The organism is Burkholderia sp. 28_3, assembly GCF_003253915.1.
In the GTDB taxonomy this organism is placed as follows: Bacteria; Pseudomonadota; Gammaproteobacteria; order Burkholderiales; family Burkholderiaceae; genus Burkholderia; species Burkholderia cenocepacia.
Window position 1 is genome coordinate 98,690 of the sequence record NZ_QKZF01000020.1, and the last position, 24,073, is coordinate 122,762.

At 66.8% G+C, this 24,073-nt stretch carries 19 protein-coding genes; 12 read left to right on the forward strand and 7 right to left on the reverse strand.

Features of this window, described 5'->3' with window-relative positions; genetic code table 11:
* The first annotated feature begins 55 nt into the window (after positions 1-55).
* From folC to DFS13_RS30710, 5 genes are all read left to right on the forward strand, one after another.
* On the forward strand, positions 56-1,366 hold the full coding sequence (gene folC / locus DFS13_RS30685) for a bifunctional tetrahydrofolate synthase/dihydrofolate synthase (RefSeq protein ID WP_034202596.1): 1,311 nt from the start codon (positions 56-58) through the stop codon (positions 1,364-1,366).
* 29 nt (positions 1,367-1,395) lie between these two features.
* Positions 1,396-2,232 carry an SPOR domain-containing protein gene (locus DFS13_RS30690; protein ID WP_034178306.1) on the forward strand — a complete coding sequence of 279 codons (837 nt, stop codon included), beginning with the start codon at positions 1,396-1,398 and terminating at the stop codon, positions 2,230-2,232.
* A gap of 7 nt (positions 2,233-2,239) precedes the next feature.
* A complete protein-coding gene (locus DFS13_RS30695) occupies positions 2,240-2,734 on the forward strand; it encodes a CvpA family protein (protein ID WP_006491262.1) in 495 nt (164 codons plus the stop codon).
* A 51-nt stretch (positions 2,735-2,785) separates the two neighbouring features.
* Positions 2,786-4,318, forward strand: a complete 1,533-nt coding sequence (gene purF / locus DFS13_RS30700; protein ID WP_006495945.1) for an amidophosphoribosyltransferase — start codon at positions 2,786-2,788, stop codon at positions 4,316-4,318.
* A gap of 259 nt (positions 4,319-4,577) precedes the next feature.
* On the forward strand, positions 4,578-5,768 hold the full coding sequence (locus DFS13_RS30710) for an O-succinylhomoserine sulfhydrylase (protein WP_006491257.1): 1,191 nt from the start codon (positions 4,578-4,580) through the stop codon (positions 5,766-5,768).
* A gap of 101 nt (positions 5,769-5,869) precedes the next feature.
* On the opposite strand, the gene DFS13_RS30715 is transcribed toward DFS13_RS30710, so the two are convergent.
* From DFS13_RS30715 to DFS13_RS30725, 3 genes are read right to left on the reverse strand one after another with little or no spacing between them, the layout of a single operon-like run.
* Complete coding sequence (locus tag DFS13_RS30715; RefSeq protein WP_006491265.1) at positions 5,870-6,835, reverse strand: NAD-dependent epimerase/dehydratase family protein; 966 nt, start codon at positions 6,833-6,835, stop codon at positions 5,870-5,872.
* Complete coding sequence (gmd, locus tag DFS13_RS30720) at positions 6,822-7,868, reverse strand: GDP-mannose 4,6-dehydratase (protein ID WP_006491261.1); 1,047 nt, start codon at positions 7,866-7,868, stop codon at positions 6,822-6,824. Before gmd ends, DFS13_RS30715 begins: the two co-directional genes overlap by 14 nt.
* A 35-nt stretch (positions 7,869-7,903) precedes the next feature.
* A complete protein-coding gene (locus tag DFS13_RS30725) occupies positions 7,904-8,968 on the reverse strand; it encodes an acyltransferase (protein WP_069352834.1) in 1,065 nt (354 codons plus the stop codon).
* 468 nt (positions 8,969-9,436) lie between these two features.
* Between DFS13_RS30725 and DFS13_RS30730 the strand changes: the two genes are divergently transcribed.
* From DFS13_RS30730 to DFS13_RS30740, 3 genes are read left to right on the forward strand one after another with little or no spacing between them, the layout of a single operon-like run.
* On the forward strand, positions 9,437-11,629 hold the full coding sequence (locus DFS13_RS30730; protein WP_069352833.1) for a hypothetical protein: 2,193 nt from the start codon (positions 9,437-9,439) through the stop codon (positions 11,627-11,629).
* Between the two features lie 40 nt (positions 11,630-11,669).
* Positions 11,670-13,136, forward strand: coding sequence for a flippase (locus tag DFS13_RS30735; RefSeq protein ID WP_006491256.1), 1,467 nt, complete (start codon positions 11,670-11,672; stop codon positions 13,134-13,136).
* Positions 13,133-15,601, forward strand: coding sequence for a glycosyltransferase family 4 protein (locus tag DFS13_RS30740; RefSeq protein ID WP_069352832.1), 2,469 nt, complete (start codon positions 13,133-13,135; stop codon positions 15,599-15,601). Before DFS13_RS30735 ends, DFS13_RS30740 begins: the two co-directional genes overlap by 4 nt.
* A gap of 380 nt (positions 15,602-15,981) precedes the next feature.
* On the opposite strand, the gene DFS13_RS30745 is transcribed toward DFS13_RS30740, so the two are convergent.
* Positions 15,982-17,157, reverse strand: coding sequence for an acyltransferase (locus DFS13_RS30745; RefSeq protein WP_053525374.1), 1,176 nt, complete (start codon positions 17,155-17,157; stop codon positions 15,982-15,984).
* Positions 17,158-17,374: 217 nt separating this feature from the next.
* On the opposite strand from DFS13_RS30745, the gene DFS13_RS40425 reads away from it, so the two are divergent.
* Positions 17,375-17,518: a hypothetical protein gene (locus DFS13_RS40425; RefSeq protein ID WP_006479318.1), complete on the forward strand. Its 144-nt coding sequence runs from the start codon at positions 17,375-17,377 to the stop codon at positions 17,516-17,518.
* A 230-nt stretch (positions 17,519-17,748) separates the two neighbouring features.
* Complete coding sequence (galU, locus tag DFS13_RS30750) at positions 17,749-18,636, forward strand: UTP--glucose-1-phosphate uridylyltransferase GalU (protein ID WP_006482949.1); 888 nt, start codon at positions 17,749-17,751, stop codon at positions 18,634-18,636.
* Between the two features lie 372 nt (positions 18,637-19,008).
* On the opposite strand, the gene DFS13_RS30755 is transcribed toward galU, so the two are convergent.
* A complete protein-coding gene (locus tag DFS13_RS30755; protein WP_060212511.1) occupies positions 19,009-20,127 on the reverse strand; it encodes an acyltransferase in 1,119 nt (372 codons plus the stop codon).
* 266 nt (positions 20,128-20,393) lie between these two features.
* On the opposite strand from DFS13_RS30755, the gene DFS13_RS30765 reads away from it, so the two are divergent.
* Positions 20,394-20,843: an HU family DNA-binding protein gene (locus DFS13_RS30765; protein WP_006492882.1), complete on the forward strand. Its 450-nt coding sequence runs from the start codon at positions 20,394-20,396 to the stop codon at positions 20,841-20,843.
* A 262-nt stretch (positions 20,844-21,105) separates the two neighbouring features.
* On the forward strand, positions 21,106-21,897 hold the full coding sequence (locus DFS13_RS30770) for an AadA family aminoglycoside 3''-O-nucleotidyltransferase (protein ID WP_043205167.1): 792 nt from the start codon (positions 21,106-21,108) through the stop codon (positions 21,895-21,897).
* Positions 21,898-22,045: 148 nt separating this feature from the next.
* Here DFS13_RS30770 and DFS13_RS30775 read toward each other — a convergent pair whose 3' ends face one another.
* Both DFS13_RS30775 and DFS13_RS30780 read right to left on the reverse strand, forming a co-directional pair.
* A complete protein-coding gene (locus DFS13_RS30775) occupies positions 22,046-22,519 on the reverse strand; it encodes a VOC family protein (RefSeq protein WP_111442500.1) in 474 nt (157 codons plus the stop codon).
* A gap of 391 nt (positions 22,520-22,910) precedes the next feature.
* Positions 22,911-24,071 (reverse strand): porin, encoded by a 1,161-nt coding sequence (locus DFS13_RS30780; protein ID WP_006488818.1) that lies wholly within the window; start codon positions 24,069-24,071, stop codon positions 22,911-22,913.
* Positions 24,072-24,073: the final 2 nt, after the last annotated feature.

Consider the following 24,073-nt stretch of genomic DNA (forward strand, 5'->3'; position numbering starts at 1 on the left):
AGGCGGCGCGCTTCGTTTTTTGGCGTAGTGGCGGTACCGATCCAGATTTGATCCGATGAGCACTTTTCCCACTCTCGACGCGTGGCTTTCGCATCTCGAACGCGCGCACCCGGTCGGCATCGACATGGGCCTGACCCGCATCGGGCAGGTCAAGGCGGCGCTGCAGCTCGAATTCGCGTGCCCGGTGATCACCGTCGGCGGCACGAACGGCAAGGGCTCGACCTGCGCATTCCTCGAGACGATCCTCGTGCGCGCGGGCTACAAGATCGGCTGCCACACGTCGCCGCACCTGCTCGAATTCAACGAGCGCGCGCGCGTGAACGGACGGAACGTGACCGATGACGAACTGCTGCCGCACTTCGAGGCCGTCGAAGCCGCGCGCACGTCGCTGGCCGAGCCCGTATCGCTCACGTATTTCGAATTCACGACGCTCGCGATCCTGCATCTGTTCGCGGCGCGCGGGCTCGACGCGGTGATCCTCGAAGTCGGCCTCGGCGGCCGGCTCGACGCGGTCAACATCATCGATACCGATTGTGCGATCGTCACGAGCATCGACATCGACCATACCGAATACCTTGGCGACACGCGCGAGAAGATCGCGTTCGAGAAGGCCGGGATCTTCCGCGCCGGCAAGCCGGCGATCTGCGGCGATCCGGCCGCGCCGCAGACGCTGATCGACCACGCCGAAGCGATCGGCGCCGATCTGTGGCTCGTCGGTCGCGATTTCCGCTACGAGGCGCAAGCGGGCGCCGAGCGCCAGCAATGGAGCTACCTCGGCCGCGAGAAGCGCTATCCGGCGCTCGCGTATCCGGCGCTGCGTGGCGCGAATCAGCTGATCAATGCGTCGGCCGCGCTCGCCGCGCTCGAGGCGCTGCGTCCGGTGCTGCCGGTGTCCGCGCAGGACATCCGGCTCGGGCTGGCGAACGTCGAGCTGCCGGGGCGCTTCCAGGTGCTGCCCGGCAAGCCGGCGATCGTGCTCGACGTCGCGCACAACCCGCATGCGTCGGCCGTGCTCGAGCAGAACCTCGGCAACATGGGCTTCTTCCCGTACACGTACGCGGTGTTCGGCGCGATGCACGACAAGGACATCGACGGCGTGCTGCAGCACCTGAAGGGCGAGATCGACCACTGGTGCGTGACCGACCTGCCGCTGCCGCGCGCGGCCTCCGCGGAGCAGCTCGAAGCCGCGCTGCGCAAGGCTGGCGTGGAGGAGGGGCCCGATTCGAGCGTGACGCGCTACGCGTCGCCTGCGGAAGCGTTTCGCGATGCACTAAAAAGAGCATCCGAGAATGATAGAATCGTGGTTTTCGGCAGTTTCCATACGGTTGCCGGCGTGCTGGCCTACCGTAAATCGCAGCAACACTGACTGACGGGCAGTTTCGGACTCAGCCATTCATGGGAATTTTCTCGTTCGGCAAAAAAGACGACGACGCGCCCCCGCGGCGCGGCGGTCGCACCGGGGCTTCCCGGAACGTGCGCACGGAGCGCACTGAACGCGTCGAGCGGCGCCCGCGCCGCACCGAGCGTCCGGAATCGGACGCACTGCTCCTCGATCCGACCCTTCCAGAAAAGCAACGCGCACGCCGGCGCCTCGTCGGCGCGATCGCGCTCGTCGTGGCCGCGGTGATCGTGCTGCCGATGGTGCTCGACTCGCACCCGAAGCCGGTCACGGACGACATCGCGATCGACATCCCGAACCGGCCCGCGCACCAGGCGGTCGCGCCGCGCGACGACGATGTGTCCGACGTGCAGGCGGGCGTCGCCCACGACGAACCGCCGGCATCCGACACGACCGTTGCGGCCGCACCGGCCCCTGCGCCGAAGGATGCCGCCAAGCCGGCCGCGAAACCCGATACGACCACCACGGCGAGCGTGACGCCGCCGAAGCCCGCGCCGAAGCCGGCCGCCCCCGCGGCGAAACCGGCCGCGCCGAAGCCTGCGCCCGCAACCGTCGCGAATGCCGGCGCCGCGAGCCCGGACAGCGGCGACGCATCGTCGCCGGCATCGCCGGCCGGTGCGCGCTTCGCGGTGCAGCTCGGCTCGTTCAAGGACGACGCGACGGCCCGTTCGTGGGCGACCAAATTGAAATCGGCGGGTGTGCCCGCATATGTCGAGCATCGCAAGCAGGCGGACGGCAGCACGGCTACACTGTTGCGTGCCGGCCCGTTCGCGGATCGATCGGCGGCTTCCGCCGCGATCGCGAAGGTGCGTGAAGCCGGTCTGACGCAGTAATGCCACGATGCTGACGGCTTTCGACTACGCTGTATTGGCGGTGATCGTGTTGTCGGCGCTGCGCGGCGCGTGGCGCGGCTTCGTGTCCGAGATTTTCGGGCTGATCGGCTGGATCGCGGCGATCGTGATCGCGGGCCGCTACGTCGGGCTGGTCGTGCCGTACATCCCGGCGAACTGGCCGGGCGGCGCGCTGACGCAGTGGGTGATCGCCTTCGCGTTAGTCGTGATCGGCGTCGTGCTGGTCGCCGGAGTGGCGAACGCGCTGCTGTCGCGGATCGCGCAGGCGAGTGGCCTGGGCGGCGTCGACCGCTCGCTGGGCATGATGTTCGGGCTCGTCCGCGGCTGCGTGCTGGTGGTGCTGCTGGTCGCGGCGGCCGGGCTGACCGAACTGCCCAAACAGGATTTCTGGCGCAATGCGCTATTGCGTCCTTTTGCCGAACAGGGCGTGCACGAGCTGAAGCAGCTCCTGCCCGACGGCATGGCCCAGTACGTACGCGTGTGACGACGCGGCCGGGCAGGACGGAACCGATTTTGTCATTCTGAAGGACATGCCATGTGCGGCATCGTAGGTGTTATCTCCCAATCCCCGGTCAATCAGCTGATCTATGACAGCCTGCTGCTGCTGCAGCATCGCGGTCAGGACGCGGCGGGCATTGCGACGGCGGACGGCAGCAATTTCCACATGTACAAGGCGAACGGCATGGTGCGCGACGTGTTCCGCACGCGCAACATGCGCAGCCTGCCCGGCACCTACGGCATCGGCCAGGTGCGCTACCCGACGGCCGGCTCGGCGTCGAGCGAGGCCGAGGCGCAGCCGTTCTACGTGAACGCGCCGTTCGGGATCATCCTCGCGCACAACGGCAACCTGACGAACTGGCAGCAACTGAAGGACGAGATGTTCCGGATCGACCGCCGGCACATCAACACCAATTCCGACAGCGAAGTGCTGCTCAACGTGTTCGCGCACGAGCTGCAACTGTCGACCACGGGCCTCGAGCTCGATCCGGCGTCGGTGTTCAAGGCGGTGTCGGGCGTGCATCGCCGCCTGCAGGGTTCGTACGCGATCGTGTCGCTGATCGCCGGCTACGGCCTGCTCGCGTTCCGCGACCCGTTCGGCATCCGTCCGCTCTGCATCGGCAAGCTCGAAACCGAGCACGGCACCGAATGGATGGTCGCGTCGGAGTCGGTGGCGGTCGAAGGCATCGGTTTCGAATTCGTGCGCGACCTGGAGCCGGGCGAAGCGATCTTCATCGACAAGGCCGGCAACTTCCACAGCCAGCAGTGCGCGGAGAACCCGACGCTGAATCCGTGCATGTTCGAATACGTGTATCTGGCCCGTCCGGATTCGTGTCTCGACGGCGTGCCGGTCTACAACGTGCGCCTGCGCATGGGCGACTATCTCGCCGAGAAGATCAAGCGCGAGCTGCCGAACGTGCCGATCGACGTCGTGATGCCGATTCCCGATTCGTCGCGCCCGGCCGCGATGCAGGTCGCCGCGAAGCTCGGCGTCGAGTATCGCGAAGGCTTCTTCAAGAACCGCTACGTCGGCCGGACCTTCATCATGCCGGGGCAGGCCGTGCGCAAGAAGTCGGTGCGCCAGAAGCTCAACGCGATGAGCATCGAGTTCAAGGACAAGCACGTGCTGATCGTCGACGATTCGATCGTGCGCGGCACGACCTCGCATGAAATCGTGCAGATGGCGCGCGATGCGGGCGCGAAGTCGGTGATCTTCGCGTCGGCGGCGCCGCCCGTGAAGTTCCCGAACGTGTACGGCATCGACATGCCGACGCGTGGCGAGCTCGTCGCGCACGGCCGCACCGACGAGGAAGTCGCGAAGATCATCGGCGCCGACCACCTGATCTATCAGGACGTCGACGATCTGCGCCGCGCGGTGCGCGACATCAACCCGAAGCTCGAGCGCTTCGAGGCGTCGTGTTTCGACGGCAACTACATCACCGGCGACGTGACGCCCGAGTATCTCGATGCGATCGAGCGCGCGCGCCTCACGCCGGCGTCGCAGGCCGATCGCGATACGGCCGGCGATACCGAGCGTTCGCAGATGAACCTGCAGCTGTCGGTCGAGTAATGCCGGCGCACGCTTCGATCGAGGCGTGATAGGATGTGGCCTTGCGTCGATTTGATATCAGCTTGCGGACGCGGGGCAACTTCCCAAAACAGCTAAAGCGAAGGCCGGCGGCAGCCGGCCCGAGTCGATCGCTGTCGTACCGCACCGAAGCCCGCTGATGCCGACGCATAGCGGGCTTTTTGTTTTTGGCCTGGGTTTTGACCGGGTCCGCGCCTCATGAACGACCGTCGGCGCGGCCATCGAATACGGAAAACGGAACATGGACGACTCCCTCAACTTCGACACGCTTGCCGTGCGCGCGGGCACGCAGCGCAGCGACTTCAACGAGCATTCGGAAGCGCTGTTCCTCACGTCGAGCTTCTGCTTCTCGAGCGCGGCCGACGCGGCCGAGCGCTTCGCGAATTCGGAAGACTATTTCACCTACTCGCGCTTCACGAATCCGACCGTCACCATGTTCCAGGAGCGTCTCGCGGCGCTCGAGGGCGGCGAGGCGTGCATCGCGACGGCGTCGGGCATGGCCGCGATCATGTCGGTCGTGATGTCCGCGCTGCAGGCGGGCGACCATCTCGTCAGCTCGCGCAGCCTGTTCGGCTCGACGCTCGGGATGTTCTCGCAGATCTTCAGCAAGTTCGGGATCACGACGACCTTCGTCGACCCGACGGACTTGAACGCATGGCAGGAAGCCGTGCGGCCGGAAACGAAGATGTTCTTCCTCGAGACGCCGTCGAACCCGTTGACCGAACTCGCCGACATCGAGGCGATCGGCAAGATCGCGAAGGCCGCGAACGCGCTGTTCGTCGTCGACAACTGTTTCTGCAGCCCGGTGCTGCAGCAGCCGCTGAAGCTCGGCGCGGATGTCGTGATGCATTCGGCGACGAAATTCCTCGACGGTCAGGGCCGCGTGCTCGGCGGCGCGCTGGTCGGCTCGAAGGAATTCATCATGGGCAAGGTGTTCCCGTTCGTGCGCAGCGCGGGCCCGACGCTGTCGGCATTCAACGCGTGGGTGCTGCTGAAGGGAATGGAGACGCTGTCGCTGCGCGTCGAGAAGCAATCGGCGAACGCGCTGGAGATCGCGCGCTGGCTCGACGCGCATCCGGCCGTCGCGCGCGTGTTCTATCCGGGGCTCGAATCGCATCCGCAGCATGAACTCGCGAAGCGCCAGCAGAAGGCGGGCGGCGCGATCGTGTCGTTCGAACTGAAGGGCGACACGCCCGAGCAGCAGCGCGCGAACGCGTGGCGCGTGATCGACGGCACGAAGCTGGTGTCGATCACCGGCAACCTCGGCGATACGCGCACGACGATCACGCATCCGGCGACCACGACGCACGGCCGCATCACGCCGGAAGCGCGCGCCGCGGCGGGGATCACCGAGGGGCTGATCCGCCTGGCGGTCGGCCTCGAGCATGCGGGCGACATTCGCAACGATTTGGCGCGCGGCCTGGACGGCTGAGTGACGCAGCGGTTTTCGGACCGGCATCAATGAAAACGGGCCGCTCGTGAGAGCGGCCCGTCGTCGTTTCGGCGCATGCCGTGGCGTGCGTGTCGTCCCGTTCAGCCAGCGGCGTGACCGGGCGGTGCAGCACGCATCGCGTCCACCATCCATCGCAGTGTTTCGTCGAGCGGCGTGACCGGCAATTCGCCGACCGCACGCCGCAGCTTGTCGCGCGACCCGCTCAGGCTTTTCACTTCGTTGTGTCGCACGAAGCGTGGATCGATCGTCACGTCGATCACGTAACCGGCGATGCGCGACAGCATCGCCAGCACTTCCTTCAGTGAATACGCGCGCTCCGAGCAGACGTTGAACGTCTCGCCTGCCGGTGCGGCTTCGATGAGCTTCAGATAGGCGGCCGTCACGTCGCGCACGTCGGAGAAATCGCGGCTCACGTCGAGATTGCCGAGCGAGATCCGCGGTGCGTTGCGCGCATAGTGCGCGACGAGCTTCGGCAGCAGATAGGCATCGCTCTGGCCGACGCCCGTGTAGTTGAACGGCCGGGCGATCACGATCGGCAGCCGGTCGGCCCATAGCTTCGCCGCATATTCCATCGCGAGTTTGCTGACCGCGTAGTCGTTCGCCGGCGCAGGCGCGACGGTTTCGTCGAGCACGCCGGCCGTCGAGTTGCCGTAGATGTTCGCGCTGCTGGCCAGCAACACGGCCGACGGACGGCGGTCGAGGCCGGAGAGGGCAGCCAGCAGGTTGCGCGTGCCGACGATGTTGACCGCGTAGGTCTGCGACGGCTCGTCCTGTGCGACATGCGCACGCGCGGCGAGATGCACGACTGCGTCGGGCCGTGCATCGGCCGCAGCCGCGCGCATGGCCTCGGCGTCGAGCAGGTCGACGGGCAGCAGCGTGCACTGCGCGAACGCCGGATCGGCGGGGCGGGGCGTGCCGGGCGCGACCGTGCCCCAGACGTCATAGCCGGCCGCCTGCAGGCGTTCGGCCATGTAGCGACCGGTGAAGCCCGTCAGGCCCGTGACGAATGCACGGCGCGACGGACGCCCGGTTTCAGAACGTGTCATGGTGTTGGTTCCGCGTCAAATCCGCTTCGACCATCATCTGGCAAAGTTGTTCGAGCGTCGTCTTGGGTGCCCAGCCCAGTTTGCTTTTCGCCTTGTCCGCGCAGCCGATCAGCAGGTCGACTTCGGCCGGGCGGTAGAACTTCGGGTTCACTTCGACGAGCACGTTGCCGGTCGATGCGTCGAGGCCGCGCTCCTGCTCGCCCTTGCCGGTCCATTCGATCTGGTAGCCGGCCGCCGCGAACGCCATCCGCACGAAGTCGCGCACGGTTTCGGTGCGATTGGTCGCGAGTACGTAGGTGTCGGGCTCGTCGGCCTGCAGCATGCGCCACATGCCTTCGACGTATTCGAGCGCGAAGCCCCAGTCGCGTTTCGCGTCGAGATTGCCGAGCTCGAGCTTGGTCGCCTTGCCGAGCCGGATCTTCGCAACGGTGTCCGTGATCTTGCGCGTGACGAATTCGCGGCCGCGTAGCGGCGATTCGTGGTTGAACAGGATCCCGCTGCTGCCGAACAGGCCATACGATTCACGGTAGTTCACGGTCATCCAGTGCGCGTACAGCTTCGCGACCCCGTACGGGCTGCGCGGGTAGAACGCGGTGGTTTCCGTTTGCGGAATGGCCTGCACCTTGCCGAACATCTCGGACGTCGACGCCTGGTAGAAGCGCGTCTTCGGGCTCACGACGCGAATCGCCTCGAGCAGGTTCAGCGGACCGATGCCGGTCACTTCGGCGGTCGTCGCCGGCTGGTCGAACGACACGCCGACGAAGCTCTGCGCGGCCAGGTTGTAGAGTTCGTCCGGCTGCGTGCGTTCGAGCAGGCGCAGGCTCGAGCCCGCGTCGGTGAGGTCGTGCTCGACGAGCGTCAGGTTCGGATGCGTGTCGACGCCCAGTTCGGCGATACGCCAGAAGTTCACCGAGCTGGTGCGGCGATAGGTGCCGGTGACCTCGTAGCCCTTGTCGAGCAGCAGTTTGGTCAGGTACGCACCGTCTTGCCCCGAAATTCCGGTGATGATGGCCTTTTTACGAGTTTGGCTCATGGCGTTGTCCTGGTAGAAGCAATGGATGATGAAATTCAGGCGGTCGTGCCGGCGGCGGCCGGCACCGCGCGGCGCGCGGGCCCGCGCGTCAGGCGCCGTTCGAAGCCGTACCAGCTCAGGGTCGCGTACGCGAGCGTGATCGCCAGCGCGAGCGCGGCCGTGACGAAGCGGTTCAGATGCAGCGGCCACAGCGCATACAGCACGCTCAGGTGGATCAGGTAGACGGTGTAGCTGACGGTGCCGACGTAGACGAGCATCGGGTTCGTCAGCACACGCTGCACGAGGCCGCGGCCGCGCAGCGCGATCACGACGATCGACGTGCACAGCAGCAGCGAGATGCTGTAGAGCGCCGCATTCGACATCGGCGTGTTCGCGGCGCGAAAGCGCGGGAACGACAGGTGCAGCCAGCCGAGGATCGCGAGCGACACGAGCGCGCCGACGATCGCGAGCGGGTAGAACGGCTCGAGCGCGCGCCGGTCGCGGCGCAGCACGATCGCGATCAATGCGCCGGCCGCGAGCAGGTCCATCCGGAACGGCGTCAGGTAGTAGATCGGCCAGAACGAATCGAACCACGGCGTCGCGATCGCGCGCAGCACCGGCGCCGCGACGATCAGCGCGGCGGCGACCCACAGCAGCGCGCGCTCCGAGCACCACAGCACGACGAACGGCCAGAAGATGTAGAACTGCTCCTCGACCGCGAGCGACCACAGCACGTTCAGGCTGTCATGGCCGATGCTGCCGAGCGACAGCCCGATATTGGTCGAGAAAAACGCGAACCACGGCCAGTGCGGCAGCCAGCTCGCGCCGAACAGCAGCGTCGACACCACCAGCAGCAGCACGTACGGCGGCAGGATGCGACGCACGCGGCGCGCATAGAAGTGGCTGAAGTACGACTGCCCGCGCGCCTTGCGATCGAGCAGGATGCCGGTGATCAGCAGGCCGCTCAGCACGAAGAACAGATCGACACCCATCCACAGCGGCGCCTTCAGCGCGTGCTGCAGGAACACGGCGCCCACCGCGATCGCGCGCAGCCCGTCGAGCTGCACGATGCGGCTGTGTTGCGGCGGGGCGAGGTCGGCGGGGCGTGCCAGGGCCGTCATCGCGGGGCTCCTTCACGACCCGCATCCAATGCGTGTACGTATTGCATGCCTTTTAATGGAATATGGAATCGAAATCGATTCTAGGGAAAAGAAATCGGTAAAAAAACGCGCGTCATTTATCTGGCGACAAATATTCAAATGCCGATTATTGCGATCGCGAGATGAAAGATTGGCGCCCGGGCGGGCCCGATGGGCGGTGCGAGGCGGAATTTTCTACGTGGTGGCGCGGGAAAGGCGGTCGTTATTGCCGTTTCCGCGCGCCATTTACTCGCTGTTCCGGTTCGATATTTCACGCGGAAACATCCCCAAATATTTCCAAATTTCTTGTGATTATTTTTGCTTGTAACCTGCATCGCGACGTTTGAAACCCATTTAGCGACAGCGCGCATTCGCGGCACTCCGTGGCGGCGCCGGTCGCTGTTGCATCAAGTCTGGAGAAGCGCATTGCGACGTCTGATTCTGGTTGGCATGACGGTATGCGCGGCGCTGCTGACGAGCGCCGTGCCGGCCGAAACGGTGTTGCCCGCGACGACGTCGTGGATCGGCAACACGTTCGGCTATGGCGACGGCTCATGGACGCAGATCGACATCCGCGCGATCGCGGTGACGCCCGAGGGCAAGGTGTATACGAATGCGCCGTGGGACGAGAGCGGCGCCGAGGCGAGCGTCTACCAGGACGGGAAGATGCTCGGCTTCGCCGGCGGCACGCACGGCTGGGGCAATCTCGGCGGCAACGCGATCGCGGTGAACAGCAAGTACGCGTATGTCGCGATCGGCGTCGGCAACGAGCGCGGCCACTTGCAGGCGCCCGGCATCTGGCCGGACAAGGGCAAGCAATGGTTCGGCATCTCGCGACGCACGATCGGCGACATGAAGCAGCCCGCGCCGTTTCGCGCGGCGCCGCAGGTCGCGCCGGGCGGCCGGGCCGACGCCGGCCGTGCACGGATGGCCGCCAGCTTCATGATGATGAACGAGGTGCCGGCGCCCGCGCGCTCGGAAGTCGGCGAGGCGAAGGCCGAAGTGGGCGGCCTCGCGGCCGACGACAAGACGCTGTTCGCGACCAACCCGTCGCGCGACGTGGTGGTTGTCTATGACGCGGAGACGATGCAGCAAAAGGGCACGTGGAGCGCGCACGAGCCGGGCCGCATCGCGCTCGCGGGCGACGGCACGCTGTGGCTGCTGACCGATACGCTGGGCGGGCCCGCGCATCTCGTGCACGTGCGGGCCGACGGCCGCAAGCTCGACGACGCGCCGGCGCTGCCGGAAGGCACCGACGCGGTGGACGTGGCGGTCGACGCGAAAGGGCGCGTGCTGATCGCGGACAACGGGCCGCGCCAGCAGATCCTGATCTTCTCGAAAGGCGGCAACGGCTATGCGCCGTCCGGCACGCTCGGCGAACGCGGCGGCATCTTCGCGGGCCCGGTGCCGGGCCGGCCGGGGCCGCAGCGTTTCAACGGGCTGACGGGCGTCGGTGTCGACCGCGCCGGCAACATCTACGTGTCGATGAACGGGATCGGGCCGCGCCACGACACGATCGGCGCGGGGCTCGGCGCGGTGCTGGAAAGCTACGCGCCGGACGGCAAGCTGCGCTGGCAGGTGCAGGGGCTGCTGTTCGTCGACGGCGCGTGGCTCGACCCCGCACGGCCGAACAGCGTATACACGGGCAACAAGCGTTTCGAGCTCGACCTGTCGAAGCCGCCGGGCCAGGACTGGAAATACGTCGGCTTCCTGTCGAACCGCTTCAAGTATCCGGACGACCCGGTGTTCCACACGGACCAGTATCCGGGCATGCCGATCGCGCGGCGCGTGGACGGTCGCACGTTCCTGTACCTGACCGACATGTACGCGGATCACCTGAAGATCTACCGCTTCGACGCGAAGCGCGACGGCGAAGTCGCGATTCCGTCCGGCCTGATCGCGGGCCGTGCGCGACCGGTCGACAAGGTGCCGAACAAGCCGCCGGGCGGCGACTGGCTGTGGCGCGACGCGAACGGCAACGGCCGAATCGAGGCCGACGAGTCCGAGCTCAACACGACGGGCAAGGCGAAGGCCGGCGGCTGGGGCTGGTGGGTCGACACGAAGGGCGACATCTGGCGCACGAGCGACGTGCGCGGCATCCACCGTTTCCAGTACGGCGGCGTCGACAAGGCCGGCAACCCGATCTATTCGTACGACAAGGTGACGACCTACCCGATGCCGCAGCCGTTCACGCAGCTGCGCCGCGCGATCTACGAGCCGCAGACCGACACGCTGTACGTGACCGGCTACACCGCCGACGCGCCGCCGCAGCCGGGCATCAACAAGGAAGTCGGGCGCGTGCTGATCCGCTTCGACAAGTGGTCGACGGGCTCGCCACTCGCGCGCTACCAGGTGGCGCTGCCGTGGAAGCTCGACGCGAAGCCGATCTTCGACCTGATCGGGATCACGGTCGAGGGGCGCTACCTCTTCACGGTGGAGCCGGTCGGCAAGATCCACGTGTACGACAAGGAAACCGGCAAGGAAGTCGGCGTGATGAGCCCGGGCGCCGAGGTCGGCAAGGCGTCCGGCTGGGTCGACGTGCCGTTCGGCATCAGCGCGTTCCGGCGCGAGAACGGCGAGTACCTGGTGTTCGTCGAGGAAGACGCGCGCGGCAAGGTGCTGATGTATCGCTGGAAACCGTGACGGGCGGCGCGCCGTCGTCGACGTCACTCAAGGCTCAAGCATGGACAAAGGCATACTCAAGAACGTTTCGATCAATTTCATCGGGCTGATCCTGCCGACCTTCGTGTCGCTGGTGACGGTGCCCGCGTACATCCACGCGCTCGGCGTCGAACGCTACGGCGTCGTCAGCCTCGTATGGACGCTGATCGGCTATTTCGGGATCCTCGATCTCGGGATGAGCATGGCCGCGCAGAACCACATCTCGAAGGCGCTCGCGAGCGGCGACGCGGACGAAAGCGCGCGCGTGTTCTGGAGCGCGTTCTGGCTGAACCTTGGCACCGGCATCGCGGGCGGGCTGCTGATCTATTTCGGCGCGTTCGTCTACACCGCGTATTTCACGAAGGTGTCGGCCGCGATGCAGCACGAGGTGTATCTCGCGCTGCCGTGGCTCGCGCTCGCGATTCCGCTCGCGAACGTGTCGTGGGTGTTCGCCGGCGCGATCAACGGCGCCGAACGGTTCGGCGTGTTCAACACGAACCAGACGATCGGCACGTTCCTGTTCCAGCTGCTGCCGCTCGCCGCCGCGTGGTGGATCGCGCCGAACCTGCAGACGGTGCTCGCCGCGGCCGTCGTCGCGCGGCTGATCGCGGCGGTAATGCTCGGGCAGGCCAGCATCAAGGTGCTCGGCATCCGCCGCATCGATCCGCCGCAGTGGGGCACCGCGAAAGGGCTGTTCAACTTCGGCGGCTGGATGCTGATCGCGAGCACGACCAGCATGATCGCCGACACGCTCGACCGCGTGATGCTCGGCGCCGGCATGGGCGCGAAATTCGTCACTTACTACACGGTGCCGCAGAACCTCGTCACCCGGTTGAACATGCTGCCGAACGCGCTGGTGCGCACGCTGTTCCCGCGGCTGTCGGCGGTCGGCCGCGATCATGCGGATACGCTCGCGCGCCAGTCGCTCGAGTTCCTGAACGGCGTGTTCACGCCGGTCGGCATCGTCGCGATCTTCGCGCTCGCGCCGTTCCTCACGCTGTGGGTCGGCGCCGATCTCGCCGCGCATTCGGCGCCGGTCGGCCGCGTGCTGGTGATCAGCGTGTGGCTCGTCGGCCAGGCGAGCGTCACGCGCATCCTGATCCAGTCGCAGGTCAACCCGGCCCGCGCGGCATTCGCCGGGCTCGTCGAGATGCCGTTCTTCGTCGGCGGCCTGTGGTTCGGCATTCATCACTTCGGGCTGATCGGCGCGGCGGTGGTCGTCGCGGCGCGCGCGCTCGTCGACTACGGCGTGCTGCTGTACCTGTCGGCGATCCGGATGCGCGCAATCGTGCTCGACATGCTCGCGCATCTCGCGTTCCTGCTGGCGAGCCTGTTCCTGGCGCAGGCGTGGCCGGGGCTCGGCGAGTCGATCGGCATGTGCGCGGTCGTGCTGGTGCTGAACGTCGCGTGGTCGCTCACGATGACGCCGGGGTTGCGCGCGCTCGTGCGCGACCTGTTTGTCCGTCTCAATGCGAGGAAAACCATATGAATCGCGATCTGGCGGAACACGCCGTCCTGAATCTCGCCACGGCCGATGCCGCCGTGGCCCACCCGGGCGACGCCGCCGCGCTGCACCGCGCGGTGTCGGCCGAGCGCGCCGGCGCGCGGCAGCCGGCGCGTGCGCTGCGCGTGGCGATCGTCCACGACTGGCTCGTCACCTATGCGGGCGCCGAGCGCGTGCTCGAACAGATCGTCGCGTGCTTTCCCGACGCGGATCTGTTCAGCCTCGTCGATTTTCTCGACGACCGCGCGTTCGTGCGCGGCAAGCCGGTGACGACGTCCTTCATCCAGAAGCTGCCGTTCGCCCGCACCAAGTACCGTAGCTACCTGCCGCTGATGCCGCTCGCGATCGAGCAGCTCGACGTGTCCGAGTACGACCTCGTGATCTCGAGCAGCCACGCGGTCGCGAAGGGCGTGCTGACCGGGCCGGACCAGGTACACATCAGCTACGTGCATTCGCCGATCCGCTATGCGTGGGACCTGCAGCATCAGTATCTGGAGCAGTCGAACCTCACGCATGGGCCGAAATCGCTGCTCGCGCGGATGATCCTGCACTACATCCGCAACTGGGACACGCGCACCGCGAACGCGGTGGACGGCTTCGTCGCGAATTCCGCGTTCATCGCACGGCGCATCAGGAAGGTCTATCACCGCGACGCGGCGGTGATCTTTCCGCCGGTCGACGTCGACGCGTTCTCGCTGAATGCGGTGAAAGAGGAGTTCTACCTGACCGCGTCGCGGATGGTGCCGTACAAGAAGATCGACCTGATCGTCGAAGCCTTTTCGCGCACGCCCGAGCGCAAGCTGGTCGTGATCGGCGACGGCCCCGAGATGCAGAAGATCCGCGCCAAGGCCGGCCCGAACGTCGAGATCATGGGCTACCAGCCGTTCGCGGTGCTGCACGACCGGATGCGGCGCGCGAAGGCGTTCGTGTTCGCGGCCGAGGAGGATTTCGGCATCTCGGTCGTCGAGGCGCAGGCGTGCGGCACGCCGGTCATCGCGTACGGCAAGGGCGGTGCGCTCGAAACCGTGCTCGACCCGCAATCGAACCTGCACCCGACCGGTCTCTTCTTCGACGAACAGACGCCGCAGGCGATCGTCGCGGCCGTCGACGATTTCGAGCGCGCGCCGCAGCGCTTCACGCCGGACGCGTGCCGAGCGAACGCGGAGCGGTTTTCCGCCGACACGTTCCGGCGGCGCTTCCTCGATTACGTGGAGCAGGCGCTGCCCGGCTCGACCGCGCAGCGCGGCACGGCCGCGCCTCTGCCGGCCGCGCGCGGCCCGGCGACGCTCGTGCTCGACCAGAGCGGCGTGCTCGGCGGCGCCGAGCTGTCGCTGCTCGAGATCATGAAGCACATGCGCGCGAACGCCGACGTGCTGCTGTTCGCCGACGGTCCGTTCCGCGCGGCGCTCGACGAGATCGGCGCGCGCGTCGACGTGGTCGAGCAGGGTGCGCTCGCGGGCGTGCGCAAGCAGGGCGGCGTGTCGTTCGGCGCGGTGAAGCAGCTCGTGCGGCTGGTGCGCGACGTCGCGCGGCGCGCGCGCCGCGCCGAGGTGATCTACGCGAACACCCAACGCGCGATGGTGGTCGCCGCGCTCGCCGGGCGGCTCGCGCGCAAGCCGGTGGTCTGGCACCTGCGCGACATCGTCAGCACCGACCATTTCGGCGGCAAGCAGTTGAAGGCGATCAAGTATTGCGCGCGGCTCGGCGTCACGCGCGTGATCGCGAACTCCGATGCATCCGCGCAAGCGTTCCGCGCGCTGACGGGCTTCACGCCGCAGCACGTCGACGTCGTGTTCAACGGCATTTCGGCCGAACCGTTCGACGCGCTGGAAGGCGTGAGCCAGGCCGCGCTGCGCGCGCGCCTGGGGCTGCCCGCGGACGCCTGGCTGGTCGGCTCGTTCAGCCGTCTCGCGCGCTGGAAGGGGCAGCACGTGCTGCTGGAGGCCGCCGCGCGGCATCCGGACATGCACGTGGTGCTGGTCGGCGCGCCGCTGTTCGGCGAGGACGACTATGCGGCGCAACTGCACGAATACGTCGCGCAGCACGGGATGGACGCGCGCGTGCATTTCCTCGGCTTCCAGCGCGACGTGGCCGCGTGCATGACGGCGGTCGACGTCGTCGCGCACACGTCGATCACGCCGGAGCCGTTCGGGCGCGTGATCGTCGAGGGGATGCTCGCGCGCCGGCCGGTCGTCGCGGCGCGGGCGGGCGGCGTCGTCGAGATCATCGAGGATGGCGACAACGGGCTGCTCTGCGAGCCGGGCAACGCGGCCGCGCTGGCCGATGCGCTGGCGATGCTCAAGCGCGACCGCGCGCTGCGCGAGCGGCTCGTCGCGAGCGGGCGCGCGACCGCGGTGCGCCGGTTCGGGACCGAAACCTACGTGGAGCGGGTCGAGAAGATCCTCGCGGATACGGCGAAGGCCGCCAAGGCCGCGAACGCGAAGAAGTAGCAGCCGGCGCGAGCCGGCGGCAAACGGGCCCCCATGCGGCGTTGCGCTGCGCGGGGGCTTTGCTTTTCAGCGGGCGAGATGTCTGGTGGTGGCGGACGGGCGGGCATGCACGCCGACTCCACATGAGGCGCGAGCATGGCCGATCGTCATCTGAAACCGGGAGCGGGCCATCGGCAACGTGAAGCGGGCAGGCGACACCGTGCAGTCGTGCCGCGGCACCCCGCAGAGACGGCTTACGCGGGTCGTGGCGCGGTCGGAGAGCGGTAGGCTGCCCTTCCTTTGTCGAAGTGGCCCGCGACCGCGTGCCTGCCATGAAAAAGCCCCCGCGCAGCGAGACGCCGTGCGAGGGCTGCGAAACCGGACGGGCCGGCCGGCTTGGGTCAGACGGCCTGTTCGGGCGTCGACGCAACGACGCGGGCGGCGCGGGTCGGCTTGAAGCTGGCCGACCACATCATCGCCGGCCGTTCGAACATCCGGTAGAACAGGTACGCCACCGGGATCGCGACGGCCATGAACGCGAACGACGGCCAGATCGACAGTTGCAGTTCGGAATGGAACAGCACCGAGCCGAGGCAGACGAACAGCGGCAGGTGGACCAGGTACAGCGAGTAGCTGAAGTCGCCGAACCAGCTCAGCACGCGCAGCGGCGGCGTCGGGCGCGGCGGGCGGGCAAGCGCGCGGTACAGGAAGCACGCGAAGCCGGCCGACCACAGCTGGAACGCACCGTACTGGCCGACATGGAACGCGCCGCAGCCGGCGGCCAGCAGCACGGCGGCCGCGACGTACCACGCGCGCGACGGCACGACGGCCGTGCCGCGCGATTGCTGCGCGCGCACGTCGGCGATCCATGCGCCGATCGTCCAGGACAGCCAGTACGACGTGAAGAACTGCAGGTCGTGCCGTTCGAGCAGCCACGCCGACGCGACGTTGACGAGCGCGACCGCGGCCACGACGGCCGGCATCCCGATGCGCCGGCGCAGCGCGAACAGCAGCGGGTAGACCGCGTAGAACTGCACTTCGAGCGACAGCGTCCACAGCGCGCCGTTCGACCCGTACGTGTAGCCGGCGACGCCCTGCAGCGAGAACAGGTTCACCAGGAACGCGACCAGGCCGACGTCGCGGATCTTGTGGCTGACGGGCTCGATCTGCAGGCTGACCGCGTCGAGCGCGAGCGTGAACAGCAGCGCGGCGAGCAGCACCGGGTAGATGCGCGCGAAGCGGCGCACCCAGAAATTCGGCGCGTCGAGCCGGTATGCGGGGTTGGCCGCGAGCTTGAGCGCCGCGTTGCGGTGGATGCAGTAGCCGCTGATCACGAAGAAGATCGGCACGCCGGCGGAGCCCCACGCGAACGGGAAGGTCAGGTAGCCGGCGATCACGCCCGGGCTCAGTGCATGACCGTAAGCATGATGGAAGCTCTGCATGCCGACCCAGACGACCTGGCGGCAGTGGAAATAGGCGACGAGCAGCGCCGCGAAGCCGCGCATCGCGTCGATCACGTGTTCCTTGTGGTCGGCGACGGGCGGCGCGGCCAGAGACGATCCGCTGAAAGCTTGCATGCGATTCGATTCCTTGCGACGGATGGACGGGAAGTTTCATCCAATCGTAATGCGCAAGAATTCGGTCAATGAATAAAAAAATCTCGCCCGGAAATATCGGTATTCCACATCATGGAGTTATCGCGACCTGAAAGCGGCTCGTCGAGGGGGGCGAATTATTTGCCGATTTTTTTCTGATAGTTTGAAGCTCCAGTTGATTGATGCAAGGAGCGGCAAGATGGACATGCATTGGATCGCGAGCGCTGCAGTACTGTTGGTCATGGCCGTGCTGTCGGCGTACCGCGAGGCGCTGAAGAACGAACCGATCCGCCCGGGCCTCGAGCGGGGCGGCGTGCCCTATATCGAGGAATTCGAATCGTAAGAATTTGTATCCGGAAAATCGGTAATTTGTTTCTGCTTCGGCAATCGGTCCCGCAATATCGACCGAATTGAAGCGATTATATTTTTTTCGGAATCATTGGGCAATCAGTTCATATCGAAAATGAGCGGAGTGGAATTGGCCGTACCGTCGATTCTCGATATGCCGTTCGGAACACAATCGCGCCGGGTCGCAGGTCGACGCGGCGCAGTCAACGCAATCAGGATGCGAACATGTTGAAAGTCACCAAGGCCGTGTTCCCCGTTGCCGGTCTCGGCACGCGGTTCCTCCCGGCAACGAAGGCGAGCCCGAAGGAAATGCTGCCCGTCGTCGACAAGCCGCTGATTCAGTACGCGGTCGAGGAAGCGATCAACGCCGGTATCACCGAGATGATCTTCGTCACCGGGCGCAGCAAGCGCGCGATCGAGGATCATTTCGACAAGTCGTACGAGATCGAGGCCGAACTCGAGGCGCGCGGCAAGGAAAAGCTGCTCGAACTCGTGCGCGGCATCAAGCCGAGCCACGTCAACTGCTTCTACGTGCGCCAGCCGGAAGCGCTCGGCCTCGGCCACGCGGTGCTGTGCGCGGAGAAGCTGGTGCACGGCGAGCCGTTCGCGGTGATCCTCGCCGACGACCTGCTGCACGGCGAACAGCCGGTGCTCAAGCAGCTCGTCGACGTGTTCGACCACTATCACAGCTCGGTGATCGGGGTCGAGACGATCCCGCGCGAGGACAGCCGCTCGTACGGCGTCGTCGAAGGCCGGGAGTGGGAAGAGGACATCATCAAGCTGTCGGGCATCATCGAGAAGCCGGCGCCGGAGGATGCGCCGTCGAACCTCGGCGTGGTCGGCCGCTACGTGTTCATGCCGACGATCTTCGATCATCTGCGCAAGCTCAAGCCGGGCGCGGGCGGCGAATTGCAGCTCACCGACGCCGTCCAGTCGCTGCTCGCGAACGAGCAGGTGCTCGCGTATCGCTACTACGGCACGCGCTTCGACTGCGGCAGCAAGCTCGGCTATCTCAAGGCCACCGTCGAGCTCGCGCTCCAGCATCCGGAAGTGAGCCGCGAATTCGAGGCGTACCTGCGTACCTGCTTGCCCGCGCTGGCTGCCGTCGCTTAAAGCGGCCGCGCGCTCCGTCGTTTCAGGTGGTGGTTGTTCCGTTGGCCCCGGCCGCTCGCGCGCCGGGGCTTTTTTGTTTGCGCGGGCGCGAGCGCAGGGTGCGCGACGTCGGCACGCGGTGCCGGGCAGGTGTGCGGGGTGCTGGCGCGCGACGCGCGACGCATGCCGGTGAGGCGGGACGTCGCGCGTGAAAGCGGTGCCGAAGCATGCGTCGCGTGACCGGATCGGTGGAGGGATTGCGCGCCATGCGCGTCACTCGCGCGGGTGTCGCGCGATGACGCGATGTCGGCCGACATGCCGTCGGTCGCCGGGCGTCGCCGGTATCGACGCATTCCCGTCCGGCTTCCGCCGCGCGCCGCGTCCACGCGACGCTCAGCGCGGCGACGCGCTCGGCTGCGCGGCGAAGTGCCGGGCCAGCAGCGCGGCGATCGGCTTCTTGAAGTCGAGCAAGCGCTTTTCGAGATAACGCCAGGACAGGTGCGCGAGCAGCACGGCGAGCGCGAATTGCAGCAGTTCCGGTGCCGAGTCGCGGACGATGTCCGGCATCGGCACGTGCGCGAAGGACGCGGGCAGTACGCCGAAGCGCGCCGGAATCAGGTTGTGGAACAGGTAGAAGCCGTAGCTGATCGTGCCGAGATAGGCAAGCGGCGCCCAGTCGAGCAGCGCGACGACGGGATGCTCGGGTGCGCTGACGATCCACAGCATCAGCGCGCCGAGCGACACGGACAGGCCGAGATCCGCGAGCCCCGCGACCGCATCGGGCAAGGTCGTGCAGGCGGGCAGCGCGAGGAAGAATGCGACGCCGGCCGCGCCGAGCCAGCCGGGCGGTACGCGGCGCGCGGCGGCCGCGCCGCGATCGGCGAGCGCCATCGCGCCGACGCCGCCGAGCGCGATCAACGCGAAATTCCACGGGGAAAACGCGTAGATCAGCACCGGCGACGCGTCCGACAGGTAGAGCGCGAGATGCGCGAGCGCACACAGCGCGACGGCCGCGACGCCGAGCGCGACGTGTCGCGCGGCGGGCACCGCGAGCAGCGCGAGCGGTGCGATCAGATAGAACTGCTGTTCAACGGCGAGGCTCCAGAAATGCGACGTGGAGCCCGGCCAGCCGTCCTTGACGACGCCGATCCAGTAATTCGACAGGAACACCGCGTGCCAGGCGAGCCCGAGATTGACGCCGCGCTGGTAGAACAGCGCGTGCGCGATCGCGAGCGCGGCGAGCAGCAGGTAATACACGGGAAAGATCCGCAGCGCGCGCTTCGCGAGAAACAGCGCGAGCGCGTGGCGGCGCGTCATGGTGCCGCATTCGACCGCATGACGGTTGCGATGCAACTCGCCGACGATCAGGAATCCGCTGATGAGGAAAAACGTCCACACGCCGAGCTTGCCGACGTCGACGGCAAGGACATGGCCCTTGTGGGACAGGAAAACGAGGATGACGGCGAGGGCTCGCAGGCCGTCGAGTCCTTTGACGTATCTGACTTCGCGCATGGAGGCATCCGGGCATTGAGCGCGCCCAGTATAGGTGCGCAAATATCGAACGTAATTCGCGTTCGGCTTGTTTGAGCCCATACGTACACGCGTTTTTTCATGCTCGAGTGTCGATGAAGTCGGTCGCGCGCAACAAAACCTGCGGGAAACCCCGCGAAAACGCATAAAAGTACTGCACGAAGCGTCAAGGCGCTTGTAGAATCCGGCGTTGAAGCGCGCGCGTTGCACGCTTCGTGTATCCAACGACCACACCTGGTAGGAGAAACATGGCGACTTCCGCAAAAAAGGTGGCCAAGAAGGCTGCCGCACCGGCGACCAAGAAGGTGGCTGCCAAAAAGGCTGCGCCCGCGAAGAAAGTAGTGGCCAAGAAGGCTGTCGCAAAGGCAGCACCGGCTGCTCCGACGCCGCTGAAGGACAAGTTCACGAAGGCATCGCTCGCAACGCACATCGCTGAGCGCGCGGCTGTCGAAGTGAAGGCGGTCAAGGCAGTGCTCGCCGCACTCGAGAACGTCGTGCTGGGCTCGGTTCACAAGAAGGGCGCAGGCGAGTTCACGCTGCCGGGTCTGCTGAAGATCACGGCACAAGTCGTGCCGGCGAAGAAGAAGCGCTTCGGCAAGGATCCGTTCACGGGCGAAGAGCGTTGGTTCCCGGCGAAGCCGGCCAGCGTGCGCGTGAAGGCACGTGCGCTGAAGAAGCTGAAGGACGCGGCAGCGTAATGCCGCGCAACGACTGCCGAATGCATGTCGGCAGCCGTTGCAGTGTCCCGAGATCCCCGTACGCGAAAGCGTGCGGGGATTTTTATTGCGTCGCGCAAAGCGCGCGGCGGCGAGAGGATCGCCCGGCAATGCTGGGTTTGGCCGACGCACGATGTGCGGCGGATCGCATGTCGCGCATCCGCATCGCCGAGCCGCGAGTTTCATTCGCGCGCCGCGTTGTTGCCGCGCGTTCCGTCGCGAGCGCATCGCGAGATTTGCCATCGTGACGGACGACACCCCGCACGACATCGCCGCACAGGTCGCCGCCGCACGTGCCGTGATCGAACGGCATCTCGGCGCGACGCTGGAAGCGATCCACCTGTTCGGATCGGCGCTCGACGGCGGCCTGAAACCGCGCAGCGACATCGATTTGCTGGTGACGGTGGCGGTGCGCCCGGACGAAGCGGCGCGACGCGCGCTGATGTCGGACCTGCTCGGTGCTTCTGCGCCGCCCGGTTGCAGCGGCGGCATGCGTGCGCTGGAGGTCACGGTCGTCGCGCACGGCGACGTGGTGCCGTGGCGTCATCCGGCGCGACGCGAGCTGCAGTTCGGCGAATGGCTGCGCAGCGACCTCGACGCCGGCATCGTCGAGCCGCCGCTCGTCGATCACGATCTGGCCATCCTGCTGACGAAGGCGCGCGAGCACAGCATCGCGCTGGTCGGCCCGCCCGCGGACGTGCTGTTCGAGCCGGTGCCCGCGCGCGACTTCGTCGCCGCGCTGCTCGCTACCGTGGCGCAGTGGCAGGCGGAACCCGACTGGCGCGACGACGCGTGCAACATCGTGCTCGCGCTCGCGCGCATCTGGTATAGCGCCGCGACCGGCAAAATCGCGCCGAAGGACGTCGCCGCGGCGTGGGTGCTGGCGCGCCTGCCGGACGCGCACCGGCCGGTTCTGGCGGCTGCGCGTGCGGCCTATCTCGATGGTGACGCAGGCGCGGCGATCCTGTCGGGCGAACCGCTGGCGGAATTCATCGGCTACGCGCGGCGGACGATCGAGTCGATGCTGTCGGCGTAGCAGTTCGCGCCGACGATGCACGCTACCGGTTTGCCGGCCGGCCGCGGATAGCGAACGCTCGCGAGCCGGCGGCATGCGCGCACCGTCGAGCCGAGCGCGTGCACGCGACCCGGCGCGGCGTCACGCATGCGCGGCCCGGTGCGCCGGGTCAGCCCGCGGTGCCCGAAAAGGCGGCCTTCAGCGCGGCGTCGTCGAACTTGGTCATCTGCATCATCGCCGCGGCCACGCGGCCCGCCTTGACCGTGTCGCGGTCGGCCATCATCGGAATGAGCGCTTCCGGAACGATCTGCCACGACACGCCATAACGATCCCGCAGCCAGCCGCAGCCGTCGGCCGTGCCGCCGTTGTCGAGCAGCGCGCTCCAGTAGCGATCGAGTTCGGCCTGGTCCGCGCAGCTGACGAGCAGCGAGATCGCGTGGTTGAACGTCTCCGTGCGCGGGTGGCTCATCGCGAAGAACGGCTGCCCGAACAGCTCGAATTCGACCATCCGCGTGCCGTCGGTGCCGGGCACCGCCGTGACGCGCACGATCCGCGAATCCGGAAAGATGCCAGCATAGAAGGCCGCTGCTTCTTCGGCTTCCGTCGAATACCAGAGAAAAGGCGTGATCTTCTGAATCGTCATGACGAATCTCCTGTCTGTATGGGTCCGGGGCAAACCACGTGCCGCCATCGATACGACGGACGACGCCCGCCGAAATCGACACGCGGCGCGAACCAATCCCGCATCGGTCGGGCCGGGCGGTGCCGGCAGTGCGGATGTTAGTCGTCCTTGGCGGAAACGGCGAGCTCTCCGGGCCGTGGAAACCGGGTTGCGCGGGCATGGCAGCGGCCAGGCGCCGCTGCCGGCCGGCCGACCTATGTCGGGCCCGGCTGTCGCGCGGAGGCCGTGCAGACGCTGCCGGCCCGCGAGCCGGAGGCGAACGAAAAAAAGCCAGCCGCGGCCGAAACCGGGGCTGGCTTTCCAGGTCGGCGACAAGGCGTCGGAGACGCCATGCACACCGGATACTTCGTTTTTAGAACTTGTGACGCAGGCCGAGTGCGACGATTTCCTGCGAGCTCTTGCCGGCGATGCCGTACGAGCCGATCGACGCTTGCGCATCGCTGCCGTCTGCGTTGTGGCCGCTTGCGTGCTGGTATGCGCCGACCAGATACACGTCGGTGCGCTTCGACAGCGAGTAGTCCGCGCCGAGCGAAACCTGGTGGTACTTGGCGTTGTTGTCGCCGCTACCCTTCGTGTAGATGTAGCCGAGGCCGAGCAGCAGCGGTGCCGATGCCTGGTACGTGACGAAGCCGCGACCCGTGTTGTACTTCTGGTTCGTGCCGAACGTCGACGCGCCGTCAGCCTTGTACTGGGCGTTGCTGTAGCCTGCACCGACCGTCACCGGGCCGAATGCGTACTGGGCTGCCACTTGCGCGATGCCGATCGACGTCGACGACGTGAACGCGTTGTTGATGAAGGTCGTGCCCGAGTCGCCGTCGAAGATTGCGTCCGACGTACCGGTCCAGCCGCTACGCTTGCCGGCCGTGAGCGCCGATGCGTTGTTCGCGTGGAAGTAGCCGGCAGCCACGCCGAGCGGGCCGTTGTTGTAGGCTGCGGCTGCGGCCCACGTCTGACCCTTGCCGGTCGAGCCGGCGACGCCGCCGAGTGCGTACATGCCTTCGAACTGGAGGCCGGCGAACACCGGGGACGTGTATTTGATCGCGTTGCTGACGCGCAGGCTGTTGTCGTTGTTGTCGACGTCGCCCGGCGTGGCGAACACGCTGCCGAAGTAGTTGTCAGCCGTGACTGCCTGAACCAGGTCGACCAGCGGGTCGTACTGGCGACCCAGCGTCAGCGTACCGTACTGGTCGCTTTGCAGGCCGACGAACGCCTGGCGGCCGAACATGCGGCCACCCTGGCCCAGTGCGCCCGATGCCGAGTTGAAGCCGTTTTCCAACTGGAAGATCGCCTTCAGGCCGCCACCGAGGTCTTCCGAACCCTTCAGGCCGAAGCGGCTGCCTTGCAGGTTGCCGCTACCCATCGACCACGAATTGTTACCTTGACCGGCGTTACCGTGAACGTACGTGATCGACGTGTCGATCACACCGTAGAGCGTCACGCTCGACTGAGCCTGAGCGGCGCCAGCGGCGCCCAGCAGGGCGAGCGAGAGGGTCGAGAGAGCAAGTTTCTTCATCG